We start from the raw sequence: 20,486 nt of genomic DNA on the forward strand, positions 1-20,486 counted from the left end.
GTACGGAGCGGCCGGGAGGGGCCTTCGCCGGGCTGCCGGCGGGCGGTCGGGCATGAGGAAACCCCCCGCCCACAGGGGCGAGGGGCTGTTCGGCCCGGAGGGGGCCGGGAGCGGCGCCGCCGGATGTCCGGTCACGCGGCAACCGTCGTAGCGCGGTCCGGTCGGGGCCGGACCGCGCTCAGATCTCGTAGTCGGCGATCACCCAGGTGGCGAACTCCGCCCACTGCTTGACGCCCGCCTGGTGGGCGGGGTGCTCCAGGTAGCGCGTGAGCGCGTCCTTGTCGGCGACGGCCGAGTTGATCGCGAAGTCGTAGGCGATCGGGCGGTCGGTGACGTTCCAGCCGCACTCCCAGAACTGCAGCTCGGGGATGAGGTCACCGAGCTCCTGGAACGCCTTCACGCCGGCCGCGACCCGCGGCTCGTCGCGCTCGACGCCGTCGTTGAGCTTGAAAAGGACCAGGTGGCGGATCACGGGGCGGCTCCAGGGGGATGGAACGGGAGTGAACGTTTCTGCTGACCGTTGGGCCAGTGGTGGTCGGCGAGGTGTCAGCGGCTACTGGATCAGTGAGGTCATGAACTGGCCCACGCCCTGCGCGGCGTCCGAAATGCCCTCGAACCCTATTTGCACGAGGTCGGCGGCCCGCGTCGGGGACGTGACGATCGTGTACAGGACGAAGACGATGACCACGTACATCGCGATCTTCTTCGTTTCCACCATGCGTCCCCGACTCCCCTACAGCCCTAACCGGCAGCTCCTGCCCGGTGCAGTCGGGCGAGTTTAACCACACCGGCCCCACGGCAGCAGCCGTGCCCGGTCGGCACCGCTCGGATCCGGCGCCCGTGCCGTCTTTGCCCTCCCGGGCCGTGTGCCGCCCTTATGGAGGAAAGTCCCGCCAATACGGGTCGCTCGGTGTCCGGTTGAGTCCGGGGTGCGGGCCATGAGGCCAGAAACGGGCGAAGGGCCCGACTCTGAGAGTCGGGCCCTTCGTGCGAGCGGTAGCGGTGGGATTTGAACCCACGGAGGAGTTGCCCCCTCACGCGCTTTCGAGGCGCGCTCCTTCGGCCGCTCGGACACGCTACCGAGATGAAGCTTAGCCCAAGGGGGGCCGTGCGCCGAAATCGGTTCCGGGGGAGCGGGGGTCCGAGCCGTACGAAAGGGGACCCGAACCGTACGAGAGGGGCCCGGCGCGGGCTCGCACGCCTGCTCAGCGGCCGCGGCACGCCCGCTCAGCGGCCGCGGAAGAAGTCCGTGAGGAGCGCCGCGCAGTCGTCGGCCAGGACGTCGGTGATGACCTCGGGGCGGTGATTGAGGCGTCGGTCACGTACGACGTCCCAGAGGGAGCCGGCCGCGCCCGCCTTCTCGTCCCGGGCGCCGTAGACGACCCGGTCCACCCGGGAGAGCACGATCGCGCCCGCGCACATCGTGCAGGGTTCGAGCGTGACGACGAGCGTGCAGCCGGTCAGCCGCCACTCGCCCGCCCGTCGCCCGCCACCGCCCCGGCCGGAATCGCTGCGCGATGCTTCCTTTTGGATTGACTCGGCGGCCGCCCGGATGGCGAGCACCTCGGCGTGCGCCGTCGGGTCGCCGGTGGCCTCGCGTGCGTTGTGGCCGGTGCCGATCACCCGGCCGTCCGCGGACAGCACGACGGCGCCCACCGGGACATCACCGGTCCCGGGGGCGAGCGCGGCCTCGGCCAGGGCCTGCCGCATGGGCGCGGCCCACGGGTCGCGCAGTGGATCGGGTGCGGGGTCCGCCGGGGCCGCGGCGGGCTGTGCGTCGGTCATGGGAACAGTGTCCGGGACCGGTGGACGCCGGTCCGCGGCGGGCGGACGGGGGAGCGGCCCGCGGTGCGCCGCTCCCCGGCCGTCACCGCACCGCCTCCAGGACCTCCGTGCAGCCGAGCGCGTCGGCGATCTCGGTCAGCGCGTCGCCGTGGCTGTCGAAGGACAGCAGCTCCTTGCCGGTGACGCCGAGGTCGTCGAGGAGCTCGACATCGCCGAGCGGGCCGGCCGGCACCGGGTCGTCACCGGCGGCCTCCGGCTCGTCCTCAGCGCCCTCGGGCTCACCGTCCTCCGTACCGTCCAGGTTGGTCAGACCGTCGAGATCCTCCTGCTTCTCGTCATCGCGGCCGAGCAGCTCGTCGGTCAGCATGGCGCCGTACGAGCTACGGGACGCGACGGCGGCGTTCGAGATGAAGACCCGCGGGTCTTCCTCGCCGTCCACCCGGACGACGCCGAACCACGCGTCCTCCTGCTCGATGAACGCCACCACCGTGTCGTCGTCGACCGCGGCCTGCCGGGCCAGGTCGGCCAGGTCGGCAAGCGTCTCCACATCGTCGAGCTCTGTATCGCTCGCTTCCCACCCGTCTGAGGTGCGCGCGAGCAGTGCGGCGAAGTACACCGTGACTCTCCCACTGGTCAGAGGCGTATCCGGGCCGGCGAGGGCGGACGCGCGTGCGCCCGGAGTCCCCGCCCCATCGGAATCGTGGCAGAAACAACGCGTTCGCGCGGGGTCTTCGGCGCTGCGTCGTGCGCGGGTTCTGCGAGATCCGGTCCATGTGGGGGCCGGACGGGGGTCGGCCGGGGGTCGATTCGTCCGCTTCGCCGGCGGGACAGCCGCTTCACCAGGGCGAGCGCCGCGAGGCCGGCCGCGTCACCAGCGGAACGTCCGCATGCGCATCGCCTGCCGCATCCGGGCGGCACGGGCGCGGCGCGGCTGTACGCGGTCGCGCAGTTCCTTGGCCTCGTTCAGCTCACGGAGGAACTGCGCCCGCCGCCGTCGGCGCGCCGCGTCGGATTCGCCGGCCACGACGGCCGCCGGTCCCTCCGCTTCCCGTTCCGCTTCCCGGTCCGCCGGGTGGTCGGGTCTGGGGCCGCCGCCGTCGCCTCTCGCCGCGCCGTGCGCGGCGCCGGGCCTGCGTGCGTCCGGACGGTTCTGGCGTGCGTCCGGCCTGTTCTGCCGGGCGTCCTGCCTGGTGTCCTGTCGGTTCTGACGGTTCTGTCGTGCGTCCTGACGGTTCTTCTGGTCGGGCATGAGCGACACCGCCTCGGGCCGAGGTCCTCGCCCGGAGGCCGGCCGGCGGTCCGGGCGTCTGTGCCCACTTTCCCCCGAAGTGTGGGGTTGATGCGAGTTGGTTGACGTTGGCCGAGGGGCCGTCCGTGGATGGCTGATCTTCGTACCGTGGTCCGCGCGGCGCCCCGGGCGCCCACCGGCGGGCGCCCGGGGTCCCGGCCTCGGTTAGTGTCGATGTCATGCGGATCCACGTCGTCGACCACCCGCTGGTGGCGCACAAACTCACCACGCTGCGCGACAAGCGCACCGATTCCCCCACTTTCCGGCGTCTCGCCGACGAGCTGGTCACCCTGCTCGCGTACGAGGCGACCCGCGATGTGCGCACCGAGCAGGTCGACATCGAGACCCCGGTGACGGCGACCACCGGCGTCCGGCTCTCCCACCCCCGCCCGATGGTCGTGCCGATTCTGCGGGCCGGGCTCGGCATGCTGGACGGCATGGTGCGGCTGCTGCCGACGGCCGAGGTCGGCTTCATGGGCATGGTCCGCAACGAGGAGACGTACGAGGCGCAGACGTACGCCACCCGGATGCCGGAGGACCTCTCCGGGCGCCAGGTCTACGTCGTGGACCCGATGCTCGCCACGGGCGGCACGCTGGTCGCGGCGATCAAGGAACTGATCAAGCGCGGTGCCGACGACGTGACCGCGCTGTGCCTGCTGGCCGCGCCCGAGGGCGTGGAGGTCATGGAGCGGGAGCTGGCCGGGACGCCGGTGACGCTGGTCACCGCGGCGGTCGACGAGCGGCTGAACGCGGACCGCTACATCGTTCCGGGCCTGGGCGACGCGGGCGACCGCATGTACGGGACGGCCGGCTGAGCGTACGAAGCGTACGAAGGGGCCGGGCGGCGCAGCGTACGAACCGGCTGAGCGTACGAAGGGGACGCTGATCCCGACACGGTGATCGGCGACCCTTACAGGGCGGTCGGCGCGCCGGTGGTGCTCAGCACCCCGGCGTGTCCGGCTTCTCCTTCGGCGGGGCGGTCAGCGCGGCGAGCGCGGCCTTGGCGTCCTTCTCCTTGGCCAGGTCCTTGAACTTGTCGCCGATGATCAGGTCGACGTCGCCGCCCTTGCGGGCGTCGGTCTTCTGCTGGGCCCCAGCCAGCTGCGTGCCCAGCACCTTGAAGGAACCGTCCGCCGCGGCCGGCGCGCCGAGCAGTACGCCGGTGCCCTTGACCTTCTTGTCATAGGCGGCGGGCGCGTTGCCCACCTCGCCGATCGTGAAGCCGCGCTTCTTGAGCGCGTCGGCGGTGTCCTTGGCGAGCCCGCTGCGGGTGGTCGCGTTGAACACGTTGACCTTGATCGTCTTGGGCTTGGGCAGCGGCTTCGCCGTGTGCTGCGGTTTGCCGGCGTCCTGCCGGGTCGGGCACTTCGGCTTCCCCTGCGCGGCCTGCGCAGTGTCGCCGTTCCCGGTGAAGACGTCGATGAGCTGTACGGCGCCCCAGGCGCCCACTCCCAGTACGCAGGCCGAGGCCACGACAGCCACAACGATCCTGCGCTCACGACGGGGACGGCGCATCCGCGGATACCTGTCGCCCGTGATGCGGTACTTCTTACCGCCCATGCCGGGGGGCGTCAGCATGCTCATGTCCGCAGCGTAGTGCGGCTGCGGCGCTCTGCCTATTAAATGATCTGTTCGTGGCGCGAGACCTGACCCGAAAGGGCCAATACCGGGCGCCGCTGCCACGCTCCGTGAAGCTCGGGCCCTCGATCAGCCGTTACTGGCGGGCCTCAGTCCAGTTCGAGGACGCGGGCATGCAGTACCTGGCGCTGCTGGAGCGCGGCCCGCACCGCGCGGTGCAGTCCGTCCTCCAGGTACAGGTCGCCCTGCCACTTCACGACGTGCGCGAACAGGTCGCCGTAGAAGGTCGAGTCCTCCGCGAGCAGCGTCTCCAGATCGAGCTGCTGCTTGGTGGTCACCAACTGGTCAAGGCGTACCGGGCGCGGGGCCACATCCGCCCACTGGCGGGTGCTCTCCCGGCCGTGGTCGGGGTACGGCCGCCCATTTCCGATGCGCTTGAAGATCACACGGAAAGCCTACCGGTCACCCGGCCTCGGGCGCAGCCATGTCGCACGGGTACGAACGGTGTGTATACGGCGTACAGGGATCAATGCCCCGTCGCTGCCCGAGTGCGGCGGGCCGGTCTCCGAAGAGGACCGGCCCGCGCGTGCGGGGAACGGGGCCCGGCCGGGGGTCGGGGGACGCCCCCGGCCGGAGCGCATCACCAGACGAGGGCGTCGGCGGGGTTGTCCTGCCAGTACGTCACCCGGGCGGCGCCGGGCTGGACGTACACCGGGCCGCCCTTGACGGTGACGTTCTTCAGGGCGGTGTCCCTGGCCACGGCCACGCCGAACCTGCTGGTCCTGAAGCCCTTCTCCGACGAGTCGGCGGAGGAGAGCACGACGCCCGCGTAGGCCGTCCCGCCGGGAGCGAGGGTGACCACGGCCTGCGGCTCCGAGCCGTCGATGACCGGCGTGACCGCCTGCTGGTCCTTGTGGAGCCGCAGGAGCGGGTAGGTCTCGGCCGAGAAGGCGCAGGTCTTCTTCGAGGTGTTGGTGGCCTTGAGCAGGACGTGGTTGATCGGCCGGCTGACGGTGCCGGCCTCGAACGTCAGCGCCGACGCCGTGCAGGGCGCCACCTTGGCGGCGGCCGCCGGGCGGGCGGTCTGGGCCAGGGCCGGGCCGGCGGCCGCCGACAGGGCGCCGACGGCGAGGAGCGAGGCGACGGCGGCCTTGACGGTCTTCTTCGGCATGGTGGGTCCCCCGTGACTGGTGAGTCCGATGTGAGTGGCTCTTGCGGCCGGCTGGTCCGTCCGGCACGACATCCACTCTGTCCGGGGGTGCTACTGGTCCGCTAACGTCCGGCTAACGCCGTCTTTTCACGCCCAAATGCGACGAAGCCGGGCGGCCGTCGAGCGGCCACCCGGCTCCGTAAGGGACGGACCGGCCGCGGAGCACACGGTCCACGGGCCCGTCCCCGGGAATCAGATCGTCGAGGCGTCGATCACGAAGCGGTAGCGGACGTCGCTCGCCTGCACCCGCCGGTACGCGTCGTTGATCTGCTCGGCCGGGATCACCTCGATCTCCGCGCCGAGGCCGTGCGCCGCGCAGAAGTCGAGCATCTCCTGGGTCTCGGGGATGCCGCCGATCATCGAACCGGCCATCGCCCGGCTGCCGCCGATCACCGAGAACGGCGAGAGGGAGAGCCGGTCCTCCGGCGCGCCGACCTGCACCAGCGTGCCGTGCGCGCGGAGCAGCGAGAGGTAGGCGTCCACGTCCAGGTTGGCGGAGACGGTGTTGATGATCAGGTCGAAGCGGCCCGCCAGCTCCTCGAAGGTGGCCGGGTCGGAGGTGGCGCGGTAGTCGGAGGCGCCCAGCTTCAGGCCGTCCTCCTTCTTGCGCAGCGACTGGCTGAGGACGGTGACCTCGGCGCCCATCGCGTGCGCGATCTTCACGGCCATGTGGCCGAGGCCGCCCAGGCCGACGACCGCGACCTTCTTGCCGGGGCCCGCGCCCCAGCGCGAGAGCGGCGAGTAGACGGTGATACCGGCGCAGAGCAGCGGCGCGGCGGCGTCCAGGGAGATGCCTTCGGGGATGCGGAGGGCGAAGTCCTCGGAGACCACGACGTGCGTGGAGTAGCCGCCGTAGGTCGGCTCGCCGTCCCGGCCGATGGCGTTGTACGTCTGTACGTTGCCGGTGCCGGTGCAGTGCTGCTCCAGTCCGGCCTTGCAGTTGTCGCACTCCCGGCAGGAGTCGACCATGCAGCCGACGCCGACCCGGTCGCCGACCTTGTGGCGGGTGACCTCGGGGCCCACCGCGGCGACCACACCGGCGATCTCGTGGCCCGGGACCATCGGGAAGATGCCCTCGCCCCAGCCGTTGTCGACCTGGTGGATGTCGGAGTGGCAGATCCCCGCGTACTTGATCTCGATCTCGATGTCGTGCGCGCCGAGCTCGCGGCGCGGAATGGTGGTGCGCTCCAGGGGTGCCTTGGGCGCGGGTGCTGCATACGCGGCGACAGAGGTGTGTGTCATGCCATCGAGCCTGCTCCGCGCGCGGAAGTGGAGCCAGACCCCCCGTTTTGGTACGAACGCGGTTCCTACCACTGGCAGTGGCACCCTCGCGGCCCGGCGTCCGTGCCCGACCACCCGGATACTGGCCTTATGGACCAGCGCACAGAATTGAGCGAGTTTCTGCGCACCCGCCGCGCGCGTCTGCAGCCCGAGGACGTCGGACTGCCGCGGCACAGCGGGCGGCGCAGGGTGCCGGGCCTGCGGCGCGAAGAGCTCGCGCAGCTGGCCGGGGTGAGTGTGGCGTACTACGTAAGACTGGAGCAGGGCCACGGGCAGAACGTCTCCACGGCGGTCCTCGACGCGATATCCGGCGCGCTGCGGCTCAATGCGGCCGAGCGGGCGCATCTGAGCCATCTGGTCAAGCCGAAGGCCAAGCGCTCGCGCGGCGCGGGGCGGCCGCAGCGGGTGCGGCCCGCGCTCCAGCAGCTGCTCGACTCGATGGAGGGGATACCGGCGTATGTGGCGGGCCGCCGCCTGGACGTCATCGGCTGGAACCGCATGGCGTGCGCGCTGCTCGGCGACTACGCCGCGCTCCCGCTCGAGCAGCGGAACGTCGCGTGGCAGGTCTTCCTGGATCCGGCCGCCCGCGAGCTGTACGTCGACTGGGAGAGCAAGGCCGCCGACATCGTCGCCTTCCTGCGGATGGACGCGGGCTGCCATCCCGATGACCCGCTGCTCGCCTCGCTGATCGGGGAGCTGTCGGTCAAGAGCGAGAGGTTCCGGCAGCTGTGGGCCACGCACGACGTGCAGGACAAGGGCTTCGGGGTGAAGCGGCTGCACCATCCCGTGGTCGGGCCGCTGACCCTGTCGTACGAGACGCTGCGGCTGCCCGCCGACCCGGACCAGCAGCTGATCGTCTACCACGCGGAGCCGGGCTCGGCCTCGGCGGAATCACTGCGGCTGCTGGGGAGCTGGGCGGCGGAGGAGCCGGCGTCCCGGGAGCCGGTGTCTCGCGAGCCGGTGACGAAGGACACCGCCCGGCAGCGGGACGCAGGGGGTTAGAGTGGCCGGGCCGTGGTGCTCGGGAAGACCGGTGAAGACCTTCGGGTCCGATTCCGGAGCGGCCCTCGCCACTGTGATCGGGGAGCTACCGACCCTTTTCCCCGTACGTGCACCACGAGCGTACGGGGGGCCACTGTCCGCAGAGTGCGGGCGGGAAGGCCGGGACGGGCGCGCGTACCCGTAAGCCAGGAGACCGGCCACGGCATCTCACGAATTGATTCCACGAGGTGCTGGAGCGTGATCGCCGGATGGCCCTGCCCACCGATGCCCCGAATTCTTCTTCCGTGCTGCCCGAATATCGCTGGCAGCGCCGTGACACCGTAAGGACCGCCGGTCTGCTGGCGGTCATAGCCGCTCTGCACATCGTCGCGTTCGGTGTGCTGTTCCTGCTCGTCGTGCCCGGCCACTACACCGTCGGCACCCAGGTGTTCGGCGTGGGCCTGGGTATTACCGCGTACACCCTCGGCATGCGGCACGCGTTCGACGCGGACCACATTGCCGTCATCGACAACACCACTCGCAAGCTCATGGCGGACGGGAAGCGGCCGGTCTCGGTGGGCTTCTGGTTCGCGCTCGGCCACTCCAGCATGGTCGTGCTCATGGCTGCGCTCGTCTCGGGCGGCGCGGCGCTCGCCGGGACGCTGATGGACGAGGAGTCCCGTACGCACCAGGTGCTCGGCACGGTCGGCACGACCGTCTCCGGGGCCTTCCTCTACCTCATCGCCGCCCTCAACCTGGTCGCGCTGGCCGGGATCTGGCGCGTCTTCCGTGCCATGCGGGCCGGCGAGTACGACGAGTCGGAGCTGGAACGGCAGCTGAACTCGCGCGGTTTCATGAACCGGATTCTGGGCCGGTTCACCAAGGCCATTACGCGGCCGGGCCAGATGTTCCCGATCGGGCTGCTCCTCGGTCTCGGCTTCGACACCGCGACCGAGGTGACGCTGATGGTGATGGCGGGCAGCGGCGCCGCGTCCGGGCTGCCCTGGTACGCGATCCTGTGCCTGCCGCTGCTGTTCGCGGCCGGGATGAGCCTCTTCGACACGCTCGACGGCACGTTCATGAACTTCGCGTACCAGTGGGCGTTCTCGAACCCGGTGCGGAAGGTCTACTACAACCTCACGATCACCGGCCTGTCCATCGCGGTGGCGCTCTTCATCGGCACCATCGAGCTGGTCAGCGTGCTGCACGAGAAGCTCGGCCTGACGGATGCGGTCACCGGCTGGATCTCCGGCCTGGAGCTGGACAACGTCGGCTACATCATCGTCGGCCTCTTCGTCGTCGTCTGGGCGGCGGCGATCGCCTACTGGCGGCTCTCCGGCGTCGAAAAGCGCTGGGCGGCACGGGTGGCCGCCTCGCCGGAAGGCTGAGCGCGCAGTACAAAAACCTGAGCGCGCAGTACAAGCAGTACCAGCAGTACAAGAAGAGGGGCGGCGGGCCTGTGCCCGCCGCCCCTGTTACTTCCCCGCCGCCTTCTTCGCCGCTCGCTTCATCTGCTGCTTGTACGCGCGGACCTCGGCCAGGGACTCGGGGCCCGTGATGTCGGCGACCGAGCGGTGGGAGTTCTCCTCGCCGTACGGGCCGGCGGCCTCGCGCCAGCCCTCGGGGCGTACGCCGAACTGCTTGCCGAGGAGGGCAAGGAAGATCTGTGCCTTCTGCTTGCCGAAGCCGGGCAGGTCGTTGAGGCGTTTCAGCAGCTCGGCACCGGTCGGTGCGTCCCGCCACACGGCCTCGGCGTCCCCGTCGTAGTGCTCGACGAGGTACTGGCACAGCTGCTGCACCCGTTTGGCCATCGAGCGCGGATAGCGGTGCACGGCCGGCTTGCGGGCGAGCAGCTCCTCGAACGCCTCCGGGTCCTGCGCCGCGATGGCGTGCGCGTCCAGGTCGTCGCCGTTCATCCGCCGGGCGATGGTGTACGGACCGGTGAACGCCCATTCCATCGGCACCTGCTGGTCCAGCAGCATGCCCACCAGCGCGGCGAGCGGACTGCGGCCGAGCAGTTCGTCGGCTTCCTCCTGCTGGGCGACCCGCATCCTCACGTTCATGTTCCGATGATCCCTTCCGGCGCCGCACTGCGCATATCCAGGCAAGCGTTTTCGTGCGACGATCCCGTCCATGCCGACACTGAGCGAACTGATTCCCGCCGAGGCCGTGCGGCTGGACGTGGCGGCGGCGGACTGGCGGGAGGCGGTACGGGCCGCCGGCGACCTCATGGTCGCGACCGGTACCAGTACTGGCGAGTACACCACGGAAATGATCGAGAACGTCGAGGCGAACGGGCCGTACATCGTCATCGCGCCCGGCTTCGCCTTCGCGCACGCCCGCCCCTCGCCCGCGGTCCTGAAGACCGGCATGTCGTGGGTGCGGCTGGCCGAGCCGGTGGAATTCGGGCACGAGGCGAACGACCCGGTGAGCCTGGTCGTCGGGCTCGCGGCGCGCGACTCCGGGGCGCACACGGAGGCGATGGCGGCGCTCGCCCGGCTGCTCGGTGACCCGGAGACCGAGCGGGCGCTGCACGAGGCCCGGATGCCGGAGGCGCTGGTCGCGGTACTGGCGGGCCGGGACGCGCCCCAGGAGCCGGAAGAACGGCAGGAGCCGGATGAGCGGCAGCCGGGCGGCGGCGGGACGTCCGTGCACAAGATCCTCACCGTCTGCGGCAACGGCCTGGGCACCAGCCTCTTCCTGAAGAACACCTTGGAGCAGGTGCTCGACCGCTGGGGCTGGACGAAGTACGTCACCGTCGAGGCGACCGACACCATGTCCGCCAAGGGCAAGGCCGGCGAGGCCGTCGCCATCCTCACCTCGGGCGAGATCGCGAGGACGCTCGGCGACGTCGGCGTCCCGGTGAAGGTCGTCGAGAACTTCACCAGTACGGGTGAGGTCGACCGCATCCTCCGCGACACCTACGACGTCCAGTAACGAAGGGCGCAGTTTTCCATGCACTGGCTCGTATCGATCGCCGAATTCCTGGTCAACGAGGTCCTCAGCCAGCCGGCGTACCTGGTCGGCCTGATCACGGCCACCGGCCTGATCGCCCTGAAGAAGACCGCCGGGCAGATCATCGGCGGCGCCATCAAGGCGACGCTGGGCTTCCTGCTGATCGGCGCGGGCGCCGGGCTGGTCGTCACGGCGCTCGCCCCGCTGGGCGAGATGATCCAGGGCGCGACCGGCGCGCACGGCGTCATCCCGACCAATGAGGCGATCGTCGGCATCGCGCAGGCGCAGTTCGGCGCCCGGGTCGCCTGGCTGATGATCGTCGGCTTCGGGGTCAGCCTGCTGCTGGCCCGCTTCACGCCGCTGCGGTACGTCTTCCTGACCGGCCACCACATGCTGTTCATGGCGACCCTGCTGACCGTGGTGCTGGCCACCGCCGGCCAGTCCTCGGCCGTGGTGGTGCTGGTCGGCGGCGTGCTGCTGGGCATCCTGCTGGTCTCCATGCCGGCCTTCGCGCACCCGTGGACCAAGCGGATCACCGGCGACAACACCATCGCCATCGGCCACTTCGGCACCGCCGGGTACGTCGCGGCGGGCGCGACCGGTCAGCTGGTCGGCAGGCGCAGCCGCAGTACGGAGGACATGAAGCTGCCCGAGGGGCTGCGCTTCCTGCGGGACTCGATGGTGGCCACCGCGCTGTCCATGGTCCTGATCTACGTGATCATGGCGATGCTGTTCCTGGCGAAGGCGGGCCGGGGCACTGCGTTCAAGGCGTTCGCGCCCGACGGCGGCGCGGCCGCCACCGGCTTCGGCAACTACCTCATGCAGTCCGTCATGCAGGGCCTGCAGTTCGGCATCGCCGTCGCGATCATCCTGTTCGGCGTGCGGACCATCCTGGGCGAGCTGGTCCCGGCCTTCCAGGGCATCGCCAAGAAGGTGGTGCCCGGTGCGGTGCCGTCGCTGGACGCGCCGATCGTCTTCCCGTACGCGCAGAACGCCGTGCTCATCGGCTTCCTCTGCAGCTTCCTCGGCGGTCTGGTCAGCCTCGGGCTGCTCTCCGCGCTCTTCCACCCGTGGTTCGGCCTCGCGCTGGTCCTGCCGGGGCTGGTGCCGCACTTCTTCACCGGCGGCGCGGCCGGCGTGTACGGCAACGCGACGGGCGGCCGGCGCGGCGCGGCCCTCGGCGCTTTCGTCAACGGCGTCCTCATCACCTTCCTGCCCGCGCTGCTCCTGAAGGTGCTCGGCGCGTTCGGCGAGGAGAACACCACCTTCGGGGACGCGGACTTCGGCTGGTTCGGCGCGCTGATCGGGAACGCGGCCGAGCTGGGCGGGGCGGGCGCCGTCGTGCTGATGCTGGCCATCGGCCTGGCGGTGCTGGGCGGTGCCGTGCTCGTGCAGAAGCGGGTGGTGGAGACCGGCTGGGACCCGGGTGCGCGGCGGGATGCCGTGCTGCCCCGTACGGAGGCTCCGGTGGCCGCCACGACCGTGACGGCCCCCGCGACCGTCCACGCGAAGATCGCCCCGCCGGCCGGCGCGCCCACGCCGCCTCCGCCGCCGGAGTCCCGCTGAGTACTCCGGCCGGGCCCGGGGATCAGGTGGAGTGCTGCCGGGACGGCGGGCGGATGAGCAGCATCATCGCGTCGTCCCGGCAGCCGCCGTCGCGGTGACGGGCGAGATCGACCTCGAGGGCGTCCAGGACGGCGGTCGGCTCGCGGCCGCAGAGGGCCGTGAGGCGCTCGGCGAGGGGGTAGAACTCGCCCGCCTCGTTCCGGCATTCGGCCACCCCGTCCGTGCACAGCAGCAGCCAGTCGTCCGGCGCCGGCCGCACGACCGCGGTCGGGCACCGGTCCTGCACCATCCGCATCAGCCCGAGCGGGGCCGTCGCGTCCAGCCCGGCGAGCCAGGTGGCCCGGCCGTCGCGCACCAGCAGCGGCGGCGGATGGCCGCAGCTCAGCAGCTCCACCCGGCCGTCGTCGTACACATTGATCAGCAGCGCGGTGACGAAGCCGTCGTGGTGGTGGATGCGGGTGACGGCGGTGTCCATGCGCAGCGCGATGCCCGCCAGGCTGCTCTCGTGGTGCGCGAGCTCCCGCCAGATGTGCAGCGTCTCGGCGGCCGTCGCGACCACGTCCAAGCCCTTGCCCGACACATCGCCGATGAGCAGCCGCACGCCGAAGGGGGTGCGCTCGGCGCCGCAGATGTCGCCGCCGACCGTGGCGCCGGGGGTGGCCGCGAGGTACCGCGCGTCCAGCCGTACCCCGCCCACCGACTCGGGCGGCCGGGGCAGCACCGCCGCCTGGGTCACCTGGGCCAGCCGGCCGAGGCGGGCGAGCTTGGACTCCTGGCGGCGGCTGCGGCGGGCTGCGGCGCGGATCAGCGCGATGACGGTCAGCACGCCCGCCAGTGCCGCTATCGCGTTCCCCGGGCGGGCGCCCCAGCCCAGTACCGCGACGCCGCCGAGCGCCGCGGCGCCCGCGCCCAGCACGTCGCGCCCGCCCGACCGCCAGATCGCGGGCAGTGCCGCGACGGCGGGCATCAGGGGCAGGAAGAGCTGCGGGAGGTCGAGGCCCCGCCCGAGGAGGGCGCAGACCGTGGCCAGCGCCAGCGGAAACGTTCCTCGAATCAGCCTGGCGGGATTGCCGGGCGGTGGTGCGGCCGGAACAGTACTGATGTGTCCGGCCGGAGGAAGCTTCGGCATGGCGGAACCTGCCCGCTGAGCGGCGGCTGGAACGGAACAGCCTAGTGAGCGTTCGATGCACTGGGTGTGCATATGGCGAATTCCCTAGGAAAGAACCTGGTCAAACACGCGCGCCGGTTGTCACGATGCGCGCAGCGTCCAGGTGAGGAAGCGGGTCAACAGCTCCCGCTCCTCTCCCGACAGGCGCAGCCGTTGCCGCCCGTACGCCCGGGTGGTGCGCGGCATCCGGAAGGCCGTGCCCTCCTCCTCGTCCGGCTGCGGCTCGATCAGCGACTGCCAGGCCAGCCCCGTGAACGCCGCGATGAGAGGGCCGGGCGGCAGCGCCGCGTCGCCGCAGATCTCCAGTACCTGTGCGGGCTCGAAGCTGCCGGGGAAGACGCTGAGCCGCGCCCAGAGCAGCTGTTCCTCGGCCGTGCACAGCCGCAGGCTCCAGTCGAGGGAGTCGCGCAGCGAACGCTGGCGGCCGGGCAGGCCGGACCCGGTGGCCGGCAGGTCGAGCGCGGCCTCGGCGTCGATGAGGCCGTCGAGGACCTCGGCGGCGGAGTGTTGCGCGAGCCGGCCCGCCGCGATCCGCACGGCGAGCGGCAGGCCGTCCAGCAGCGCGCAGATCCGCCGGACCATGTCGGGCGCCGTCTCCTCGGCGTCGAGCTGCCCGGCGTACTCCGTGAACAGTCCGGCCGCGACGTCGAGCGGTACGGGGGACAGCGGATACAGGCCCGGGGTGCGCAGCGGGGCGCGGCTGGTGGCCAGTACGTGCAGGCGCGGGCAGGCGTCGACCAGTGCGATGAGGACCTCGGTGCACCGCTTGGCCAGGTGTTCGCAGGTGTCCACGACCAGCAGCGCCGGGGTGTCGCCCAACGCCTGGGCGAGCGCGGCGAGCTGGGGCTTGCCCGCGGGGCCGTCCGTGCCCAGCGCGCGGGCCAGCCAGTGCGGCACGAGCCCGGGGTCGACGAGCGGCGCGAGGTCGGTACGGGCCACGACCGCCCCCGGTACGAGCCCCGGCCGGCGCGCCAGCGCCCCGACGAGTGCGCTCTTGCCCACGCCGCCGGGGCCGGTCACCGTCACCAGACGCCGGTGCCGCAGCAGGTCCTCGACCTCCGTCAGCGCTTCGTCCCGCCCGGCCAGGGCGACCCGGTGGTCGCGGTTCTCCGACTCCAGCATGTCCCCGCCTCCGAAGTACACGTCCGGACCGGCCATCTCCGGAAGAGGTGGCCAGCCTGCCGGGCGGGACGGGTCACCGGCATCGGTGATCGGCCGTGATAGGTATACCTAACTCTGGTCGTACACCAAGACGTTGACCGGTACCGGACGTGCTCTCAGGGTGCGGGCGGCATCGGGATCTCGAAGTGCACGGTCTCGACGCCCGGCCCGTGCTCGCCCGTCGCGCGGGCGTCGAAGATCTCGTCGGCGAGGCTGCGCCAGAAGGCGCCGCTGCCCTCGACCTTGACGTTGGTGTGCAGGTAGATCCGCTCGTAGCCGGGGGTGGCCGCCGCGAAGTCACAGGCCCTGCGGACCATCGTGCGGGCCAGTCCGTGCCGCCGGTGCGCCGGGTCGACGTACACGCGTACGAGCTGGGCGGTGGAGCCGGACGGGTAGCGGTCGGCGAGCCAGCGGGGGTGCGGCGGATGCGCGGGGCCCGCGGAGCGTACGCCGGTCGTGCCCACCACCTCGCCCTCGTGCACGGCCACCAGCAGCAGGTGGCGGGGATCGTCGAGGTAGGTACCGGGGAGGTCGATCACGTCGCGGTGCCACCGCGGCACGTAGCCGTAGCGGAATTCCCGGTAGAGGGTGTCGAGCATGATGCGGCGGGCGCCGTCGATGTCGGCGGGGGTGGCGGCCCGCACGGTGTAGGCGGGCGCGGCGGGCCGCGCGGTGTCGGTGACAGTCATGGGGTTCCGTGCTTTCGGGGTCAGGGTGTCGGCAGGCCGGGGCCGGCGCAGTGCACGTCGGCCGTCGGTACGGCCCCGTTCACCAGGTAGGCCGCCGCCGTGCCGTCGACGCAGCCGTTGCCGCGGCTGGCGAACACGCCGTGGGAGTAGTCGTGGTGCAGGGTGACGAGTCGGGAGCCCGGCAGCCGCCGTTGCAGGCCGCGGGCGCCGGCTATGGGCGTGACCGGATCGTGGTCGGAGGCGATGAGCAGGACCGGGGGCGCGGCGGGGCTGCCCAGCGCGGTGCGGTGGGCGGGCCTGTGGTGCCAGTACGCGCACACCGAAGCCTCCATCCCGGTGAGCACCGGCTGCGGGTCGAGCCGCCGTATGCGACGGAGGTCGGCGGTCACCTCCGCGGGCGTGGGCCCGGGGCCGTCCGCGCACTTGACGGTGCGGTTGGCGGCCTCGTACGTACGGGACGCGGCGCCGTCGAAGGGGGCGGCCGGGCGCAGCGGCGCGACGGTCCCGTCCTGTAGGTATGTACGGATGCCGTCGGCCAGGCCGGCCCAGCGTTCGGTACGGCCGAGCGCCCGGTAGACGGTGCGGTCGAACTCCGCGGCGCCGAAGCCGTCGACGGGACGGTCCGCGAGGCCGTCGCGGGCGCGCTGGTAGGCGGCGCGGACGTCGGCGGCGCTGTCGCCCAGCCCGAAGCGCTCCTCGTGCGCGGCGGCCCAGCCGAAGAAGGTGTCGCGCTGGCGCAGCAGCGCCCGGCTCTGCCGCAGGTCGAAGTCGTACCAGTCCTCGGGGCCGACGACGCTGTCGAGCACCATCCGGCCGACCCGGTGCGGGAATTGGGCGGCATAGGCGGCACCGAGGTACGTCCCGTAGGACACGCCCAGGTAGCCGATCTTCCGCTCGCCGAGGGCCGCGCGGATCGCGTCCATGTCGCGGGCCGTCTCGGTGGTCGAGAGGTGCGGCAGGGCGTCGCCGACGCCGGTGGCGCAGTCGTCGGCCGTACGGCGCAGGGAGTCCAGGTAGGCGCGCTCGGCGGCGGGGTCCTTCGGTACCGGGTCCTGGCCGGGCGCGTCGAAGAGGCCGCCCATGGGACCGCAGTCCGCGGGCGCGCTGCGTCCCGTACCGCGCGGGTCGAACCCGATCACGTCGTACGAACGCCGCACGCTCTCGGGGAGTTTGGCGCGCTTGGTGACGGCATACGGGAGCCCGGAGCCGCCGGGCCCGCCCGGGTTCACCAGCAGAACGCCGCGCCGCTCCTCCGGCGTGCCGGAAGCCGGTACCCGGGAGACGGCGATGTCAATGACCCGGCCACCGGGGTGGCTCCGGTCCAGCGGGACGCTCAGCTCGCCGCACTCGACGCGGTCGGGCGTCGGCGGGTCCGGCACGGAGTCGGGGCAGGCGCCGAAGTGCAGCGCGGGGGCCGGGGGAGCGGCGGCGTGCGCGGGCGCCGCGGGGAGCAGCGCGGCGGCGGTGGCCGCGAGGGCGCAGAGCAGGGCGGGGCGACGGGCGGCGGTGATCACAGAGCTCGCATTCGGGGCAGTGGCGGGAACACCGTGCAAAGAGGTGACTTGAAAATGATTATCGTTTACAGTGTGGCTCGGTCAAGCCGGACAACTCTCCGAAGGTGCGTTTCCGGCCGGGCCGACGACCGCAACTCACTGCTGGCGAAGGGGAATCGTGGCTCATCTGCTGATGGTCGAGAGCTGGGTCGGTGCAATGAGCAGGCTGCTGCCACGCGCGATCCGCGAGGGCGGGCACGAGTTCACGTTCCTCACTCGCGACCTGCACCACTACCTGCGCAGCGCGCCCGAGGGCACGGCCCACCCGCTGCTCGGCGCCCGCAATGTGCTGACCGCCGACACCAACGACCTGGACACGCTGCTGCCGTACGCCGAGCAGCTGCACGCCGCGCTGGGCTTCGACGGCGTGATCACGTCCTGCGACTACTACCTGCCGACCGTCGCCCGGATCGCCGGCCACCTCGGCCTGCCGGGTCCGGCCCCGGAAGCGGTCGAGAACGCCTGCCGCAAGGACGCCACCCGCCGCGTGCTCGCGGACGCCGGGCTGCCGCAGCCGCGGTTCGCGGTCTGCGCCGACCGGTCCGAAGCGGCCGCGGCCGCCGCGGAGATCGGCTATCCGCTGGTGCTCAAGCCGGTGGACCTGTGCGCCGGGATGTTCGTACGCAAGGTCGCGGACGAGGCGGAGCTGCAGCGCGCGTACCGCGCGATCGAGGACTTCCCCGTCAACGCGCGCGGCCAGCGCCGGGCCCCCGTCGTCCTCCTCGAAGAGCTGCTGCACGGGCCCGAGGTCAGCGTGGAGACCGTGACGCACGACGGCGCCACGCACGTCGTCGGGGTGACGGACAAGAGCGTGGGCGGGGCGCCGGCCTTCATCGAGACCGGGCACATGTTCCCCGCGGCGCTCTCCGCCGGGGACGCGGCGGCCGCCGCCGACACCGCCGTACAGGCCCTCAAGGCGCTCGGCCTGGACGGCGTCGTCGGGCACACCGAGATCAAGCTGACGCCCGACGGGCCGCGCGTCGTCGAGGTCAACCCGCGGCCCGCCGGCAACCGCATCACCGAGCTGATCCGCCATGTCACCGGCATCGACGTGGCCGCCGCCTGCGTGGACGTCGCGCTCGGCCACCGGCCCGACCTGACCGTCCGCGACACCGGACTGGCCAGCGCCGCCATCGGCTTCCTCGTGCCGCGGGAGGCGGGCGTGCTCGCGGACATCGACGGCGGCGACGCCGTGCGCGAGGCGGACGGCGTGCTGGAACTCCAGCTCGCCGAGCCGGGGAAGACCGTCAAGGCGGCCGGCAGCAACAACGAGTACCTCGGGCACGTCATGGCCGGGGACGCGGCCGGGCCGGGCGCCCGTGCCCGCGTCGAGGAGCTGCTCTCCGGGCTGCGCCCGCGGGTGGTGGGCCGATGAGCACCGTCGCCGACGGTCCCTGTACCGCCGTCACCTGCTACGACGACCTGGTGGCCGGCGTCCTGGCCGGCGCGTACGGGCCCGATCCCGCCGAGCGGCGGATCTCCACGGCCTTCAGCACCCGGCAGGCCGTCCGCCATGCCGGGCGCGCCGGCGGCTACCGCAACGAAGTGCTCAGCCTGCGGCTGGGCTCGGCGGTCGGCTCCTGCGCGGTCGAGCCCGGCGCGCTGACCGATGAGGCCGTCGAGGCGTGCGTCGGCGCCGATGTCGCGAAGCTGCTGGCGCACGAGCTGCTGCCGGTACGGGTGGCGGCGCTGGACGCGTACCTGATGGACGTCGCGCCGCACGGGACGGCGGGCGGCGCCCGGCCGTTCCCGCTGCCCGCGGGCAGCTCGCTGGAGAAGTCCCGCGCCCGTGCGCGCGCCGTCGTGGAGCTGATCGACGCGCCTCCCGGCGCGCGGGTGCTCGTCGTCGGCGTCGTCAACTCGCTGCTGGAGGCGCTGCACGAGCGCGGTCTGGCGTACGTACCGTGCGACCTCAAGGGCGGTACGACGGAGTGGGGCGAGCCGGTCGTCACCGACGCGCTCGCCGAGCTGGACCGCTGCGACGCGGTGCTCGCGTCCGGCATGACGCTCGGCAACGGCAGCTTCGAGGCGCTGCGCGCGCACGCCGCCGCGCACGGCACGCCGCTGGTGATGTTCGCGCAGACCGGCAGCGCGGTGCTGCCGCGGTTCCTCGGGGCCGGGGTGAGCGCGGTGTGCGCCGAGCCGTACCCGTTCTTCTGGCTGGACGGCGGGCCCGGGATCGTCCACCGGTACCGCGCCGCCGGCACCGCGTCCGCCGTCTCCGGAGCCGCCGCATGACCACGGCCGTCCTGACCGCCACCGCCAATCCGCAGCTGCTCGGCCTGCTCGGCCGCACCCCGCTCGCCCGGATCACCACCGGACTGCCCTGCCCGCACCCCGGCTTCTGGGCCAAGCTCGAAGGGCTCGGCGCGGGCGGCATGAAGGCGCGGGCCGCGGTGTCGATGCTGCTGGGCGCGAAGGAGCGCGGCGAACTCCGGCCCGGCGCGCCGGTCGTGGAGTCCACCTCCGGCACCCTCGGCGTCGGCCTGGCCTTCGCGGGACAGGCCCTCGGCCACCCCGTCGTCCTGGTCGGCGACACCGAACTGGAGCCGTCAATGCGGCAGTTGCTGCGTACGTACGGCGTCCGGCTGGAGCTGGTGGACCGCCCGGCGGCCGAGGGCGGCTGGCAGGCCGCGCGGCTGGCCCGGCTGCGCGCCCTGCGCGCCGAACTCCCGGGCGCGTACTGGCCCGACCAGTACAACAACCCCGACAACATCGCCGGTTACGCCTCGCTGGCCGCCGAGATCGCCGCCGACCTGGACCACCTCGACGTCCTCGTGTGCAGCGTCGGCACCGGAGGGCACAGCGCGGGCATCGTCGGGCCGCTGCGCCGGCACTGGCCGGACCTGCGGCTGATCGGCGTGGACGCCACCGGCTCCACGATCTTCGGGCAGCCCGCCCGGCCACGCCTGATGCGCGGCCTCGGCAGCAGCATCCACCCGCGCAACGTCGCCTACGAGGCGTTCGACGAGGTGCACTGGGTCGGCCCGGCCGAGTCCGCCGACGCCTGCCGCCGGCTGGCCGCCGGCAACTTCGTCAGCGGCGGCTGGAGCACCGGCGCGGTCGCGCTGGTCGCCGCCTGGGCGGCCCGGATCCACCCGGGCGCGGTCGTCGCCACCGTCTTCCCCGACGGGCCGCAGCGCTACCTCGGCACCGTCTACGACGACGACTTCGCCACCGCGCACGGGCTGGACCTGGCCACCGCCGCCACCCGCCCCGTCGAGATCCCGCACCCTCGGGCAGCGGAGGCCACCGGCTGGACGCGCTGCCG

21 protein-coding genes, 1 tRNA gene, 1 pseudogene and 1 riboswitch are annotated in these 20,486 nt (G+C 72.4%); of the genes and pseudogenes, 8 read left to right on the forward strand and 15 right to left on the reverse strand.

The features are described 5' to 3' along the window. Nucleotides 1-178 precede the first annotated feature (178 nt). The 6 genes and pseudogenes from CCS38_RS06130 to CCS38_RS35640 form a co-directional block, all read right to left on the reverse strand. Nucleotides 179-472, reverse strand: a complete 294-nt coding sequence (locus CCS38_RS06130) for a Dabb family protein (protein ID WP_030259825.1) — start codon at nucleotides 470-472, stop codon at nucleotides 179-181. Nucleotides 473-553: 81 nt separating this feature from the next. Then, complete coding sequence (locus CCS38_RS06135) at nucleotides 554-718, reverse strand: hypothetical protein (protein WP_223732173.1); 165 nt, start codon at nucleotides 716-718, stop codon at nucleotides 554-556. 276 nt (nucleotides 719-994) lie between these two features. Beyond that, nucleotides 995-1,081: transfer RNA gene (locus CCS38_RS06140), tRNA-Ser, on the reverse strand. A 146-nt stretch (nucleotides 1,082-1,227) separates the two neighbouring features. Then, entirely contained in the window at nucleotides 1,228-1,785 is a 558-nt protein-coding gene (locus CCS38_RS06145) for a nucleoside deaminase (protein WP_223732174.1), read from the reverse strand. An 82-nt stretch (nucleotides 1,786-1,867) separates the two neighbouring features. After that, nucleotides 1,868-2,401: a tRNA adenosine deaminase-associated protein gene (locus CCS38_RS06150; protein WP_223732175.1), complete on the reverse strand. Its 534-nt coding sequence runs from the start codon at nucleotides 2,399-2,401 to the stop codon at nucleotides 1,868-1,870. Nucleotides 2,402-2,653: 252 nt separating this feature from the next. After that, nucleotides 2,654-2,857: pseudogene (locus CCS38_RS35640) on the reverse strand (hypothetical protein); the annotation flags it as partial. 395 nt (nucleotides 2,858-3,252) lie between these two features. Between CCS38_RS35640 and upp the strand changes: the two are divergent. Continuing rightward, nucleotides 3,253-3,888: a uracil phosphoribosyltransferase gene (upp, locus tag CCS38_RS06160; RefSeq protein ID WP_030259840.1), complete on the forward strand. Its 636-nt coding sequence runs from the start codon at nucleotides 3,253-3,255 to the stop codon at nucleotides 3,886-3,888. Nucleotides 3,889-4,012: 124 nt separating this feature from the next. Here upp and CCS38_RS06165 read toward each other — a convergent pair whose 3' ends face one another. The 4 genes from CCS38_RS06165 to CCS38_RS06180 all read right to left on the reverse strand — a co-directional run bounded on the left by CCS38_RS06165 (nucleotide 4,013) and on the right by CCS38_RS06180 (nucleotide 7,103). Then, nucleotides 4,013-4,633, reverse strand: coding sequence for a LytR C-terminal domain-containing protein (locus CCS38_RS06165; RefSeq protein WP_223732189.1), 621 nt, complete (start codon nucleotides 4,631-4,633; stop codon nucleotides 4,013-4,015). Nucleotides 4,634-4,800: 167 nt separating this feature from the next. Beyond that, nucleotides 4,801-5,097 carry a type II toxin-antitoxin system VapB family antitoxin gene (locus CCS38_RS06170; RefSeq protein WP_004943146.1) on the reverse strand — a complete coding sequence of 99 codons (297 nt, stop codon included), beginning with the start codon at nucleotides 5,095-5,097 and terminating at the stop codon, nucleotides 4,801-4,803. A gap of 194 nt (nucleotides 5,098-5,291) precedes the next feature. Continuing rightward, nucleotides 5,292-5,822: a DUF4232 domain-containing protein gene (locus tag CCS38_RS06175; protein ID WP_223732176.1), complete on the reverse strand. Its 531-nt coding sequence runs from the start codon at nucleotides 5,820-5,822 to the stop codon at nucleotides 5,292-5,294. A 231-nt stretch (nucleotides 5,823-6,053) separates the two neighbouring features. Further along, nucleotides 6,054-7,103, reverse strand: a complete 1,050-nt coding sequence (locus CCS38_RS06180; protein WP_223732177.1) for an NAD(P)-dependent alcohol dehydrogenase — start codon at nucleotides 7,101-7,103, stop codon at nucleotides 6,054-6,056. A gap of 129 nt (nucleotides 7,104-7,232) precedes the next feature. Here CCS38_RS06180 and CCS38_RS06185 point away from each other — a divergent pair, with 129 nt between their 5' ends. Together CCS38_RS06185 and nicT are read left to right on the forward strand one after the other, a co-directional pair. Next, nucleotides 7,233-8,144, forward strand: coding sequence for a helix-turn-helix domain-containing protein (locus CCS38_RS06185; RefSeq protein WP_223732178.1), 912 nt, complete (start codon nucleotides 7,233-7,235; stop codon nucleotides 8,142-8,144). Next, a riboswitch (cobalamin riboswitch) is annotated at nucleotides 8,141-8,360 on the forward strand. (Overlaps the previous gene by 4 nt.) 32 nt (nucleotides 8,361-8,392) lie before the next feature. After that, the gene (gene nicT, locus CCS38_RS06190; protein WP_223732190.1) at nucleotides 8,393-9,511 is read left to right on the forward strand and encodes a Nickel transporter NicT; all 1,119 of its coding nucleotides are present in this window, start codon (nucleotides 8,393-8,395) and stop codon (nucleotides 9,509-9,511) included. Nucleotides 9,512-9,598: 87 nt separating this feature from the next. Here nicT and CCS38_RS06195 read toward each other — a convergent pair whose 3' ends face one another. After that, entirely contained in the window at nucleotides 9,599-10,186 is a 588-nt protein-coding gene (locus CCS38_RS06195) for an HhH-GPD-type base excision DNA repair protein (RefSeq protein ID WP_223732179.1), read from the reverse strand. Nucleotides 10,187-10,256: 70 nt separating this feature from the next. On the opposite strand from CCS38_RS06195, the gene CCS38_RS06200 reads away from it, so the two are divergent. Together CCS38_RS06200 and ulaA are read left to right on the forward strand one after the other, a co-directional pair. Then, nucleotides 10,257-11,060: a PTS sugar transporter subunit IIAB gene (locus tag CCS38_RS06200; protein WP_223732180.1), complete on the forward strand. Its 804-nt coding sequence runs from the start codon at nucleotides 10,257-10,259 to the stop codon at nucleotides 11,058-11,060. A gap of 18 nt (nucleotides 11,061-11,078) precedes the next feature. Next, nucleotides 11,079-12,644, forward strand: coding sequence for a PTS ascorbate transporter subunit IIC (gene ulaA, locus CCS38_RS06205; RefSeq protein WP_223732181.1), 1,566 nt, complete (start codon nucleotides 11,079-11,081; stop codon nucleotides 12,642-12,644). 22 nt (nucleotides 12,645-12,666) lie between these two features. Here the strand turns inward: ulaA and CCS38_RS06210 are convergent, their stop codons facing one another. From CCS38_RS06210 to CCS38_RS06225, 4 genes are all read right to left on the reverse strand, one after another. After that, nucleotides 12,667-13,773, reverse strand: coding sequence for a PP2C family protein-serine/threonine phosphatase (locus CCS38_RS06210; RefSeq protein ID WP_223732182.1), 1,107 nt, complete (start codon nucleotides 13,771-13,773; stop codon nucleotides 12,667-12,669). Nucleotides 13,774-13,893: 120 nt separating this feature from the next. Continuing rightward, on the reverse strand, nucleotides 13,894-14,970 hold the full coding sequence (locus CCS38_RS06215) for an ATP-binding protein (protein WP_223732183.1): 1,077 nt from the start codon (nucleotides 14,968-14,970) through the stop codon (nucleotides 13,894-13,896). 119 nt (nucleotides 14,971-15,089) lie between these two features. Continuing rightward, nucleotides 15,090-15,662, reverse strand: a complete 573-nt coding sequence (locus tag CCS38_RS06220; RefSeq protein WP_223732184.1) for a GNAT family N-acetyltransferase — start codon at nucleotides 15,660-15,662, stop codon at nucleotides 15,090-15,092. A 20-nt stretch (nucleotides 15,663-15,682) separates the two neighbouring features. Next, entirely contained in the window at nucleotides 15,683-17,176 is a 1,494-nt protein-coding gene (locus tag CCS38_RS06225; protein ID WP_223732185.1) for an alpha/beta fold hydrolase, read from the reverse strand. A 157-nt stretch (nucleotides 17,177-17,333) separates the two neighbouring features. On the opposite strand from CCS38_RS06225, the gene CCS38_RS06230 reads away from it, so the two are divergent. The 3 genes from CCS38_RS06230 to CCS38_RS06240 form a co-directional block, all read left to right on the forward strand. Continuing rightward, nucleotides 17,334-18,590, forward strand: coding sequence for an ATP-grasp domain-containing protein (locus tag CCS38_RS06230; protein WP_223732186.1), 1,257 nt, complete (start codon nucleotides 17,334-17,336; stop codon nucleotides 18,588-18,590). Then, nucleotides 18,587-19,453, forward strand: a complete 867-nt coding sequence (locus tag CCS38_RS06235) for a Rossmann-like domain-containing protein (protein ID WP_223732187.1) — start codon at nucleotides 18,587-18,589, stop codon at nucleotides 19,451-19,453. Before CCS38_RS06230 ends, CCS38_RS06235 begins: the two co-directional genes overlap by 4 nt. Beyond that, nucleotides 19,450-20,486 (forward strand): PLP-dependent cysteine synthase family protein (locus CCS38_RS06240; protein WP_223732188.1); only part of this gene is annotated, 1,037 nt, incomplete at its 3' end. The genes CCS38_RS06235 and CCS38_RS06240, both read left to right, overlap by 4 nt.

The sequence above is a fragment of the Streptomyces purpurogeneiscleroticus genome (assembly GCF_020024005.1).
Lineage (GTDB): Bacteria > Actinomycetota > Actinomycetes > Streptomycetales > Streptomycetaceae > Streptomyces > Streptomyces purpurogeneiscleroticus.

Excerpts from the sequence above, each read along its gene's own strand:
- CCS38_RS06135 (WP_223732173.1), bottom strand. The coding sequence starts at position 718 with ATGGTGGAAACGAAGAAGATCGCGATGTACGTGGTCATCGTCTTCGTC.
- CCS38_RS06145 (WP_223732174.1), bottom strand. The coding sequence starts at position 1,785 with ATGACCGACGCACAGCCCGCCGCGGCCCCGGCGGACCCCGCACCCGAT.
- upp (WP_030259840.1), top strand. The coding sequence starts at position 3,253 with ATGCGGATCCACGTCGTCGACCACCCGCTGGTGGCGCACAAACTCACC.
- CCS38_RS06165 (WP_223732189.1), bottom strand. The coding sequence starts at position 4,633 with ATGGGCGGTAAGAAGTACCGCATCACGGGCGACAGGTATCCGCGGATG.
- CCS38_RS06175 (WP_223732176.1), bottom strand. The coding sequence starts at position 5,822 with ATGCCGAAGAAGACCGTCAAGGCCGCCGTCGCCTCGCTCCTCGCCGTC.
- CCS38_RS06180 (WP_223732177.1), bottom strand. The coding sequence starts at position 7,103 with ATGACACACACCTCTGTCGCCGCGTATGCAGCACCCGCGCCCAAGGCA.
- CCS38_RS06185 (WP_223732178.1), top strand. The coding sequence starts at position 7,233 with ATGGACCAGCGCACAGAATTGAGCGAGTTTCTGCGCACCCGCCGCGCG.
- nicT (WP_223732190.1), top strand. The coding sequence starts at position 8,393 with ATGGCCCTGCCCACCGATGCCCCGAATTCTTCTTCCGTGCTGCCCGAA.
- CCS38_RS06195 (WP_223732179.1), bottom strand. The coding sequence starts at position 10,186 with ATGAACGTGAGGATGCGGGTCGCCCAGCAGGAGGAAGCCGACGAACTG.
- CCS38_RS06200 (WP_223732180.1), top strand. The coding sequence starts at position 10,257 with ATGCCGACACTGAGCGAACTGATTCCCGCCGAGGCCGTGCGGCTGGAC.
- ulaA (WP_223732181.1), top strand. The coding sequence starts at position 11,079 with ATGCACTGGCTCGTATCGATCGCCGAATTCCTGGTCAACGAGGTCCTC.
- CCS38_RS06210 (WP_223732182.1), bottom strand. The coding sequence starts at position 13,773 with ATGCCGAAGCTTCCTCCGGCCGGACACATCAGTACTGTTCCGGCCGCA.
- CCS38_RS06215 (WP_223732183.1), bottom strand. The coding sequence starts at position 14,970 with ATGGCCGGTCCGGACGTGTACTTCGGAGGCGGGGACATGCTGGAGTCG.
- CCS38_RS06220 (WP_223732184.1), bottom strand. The coding sequence starts at position 15,662 with ATGACTGTCACCGACACCGCGCGGCCCGCCGCGCCCGCCTACACCGTG.
- CCS38_RS06235 (WP_223732187.1), top strand. The coding sequence starts at position 18,587 with ATGAGCACCGTCGCCGACGGTCCCTGTACCGCCGTCACCTGCTACGAC.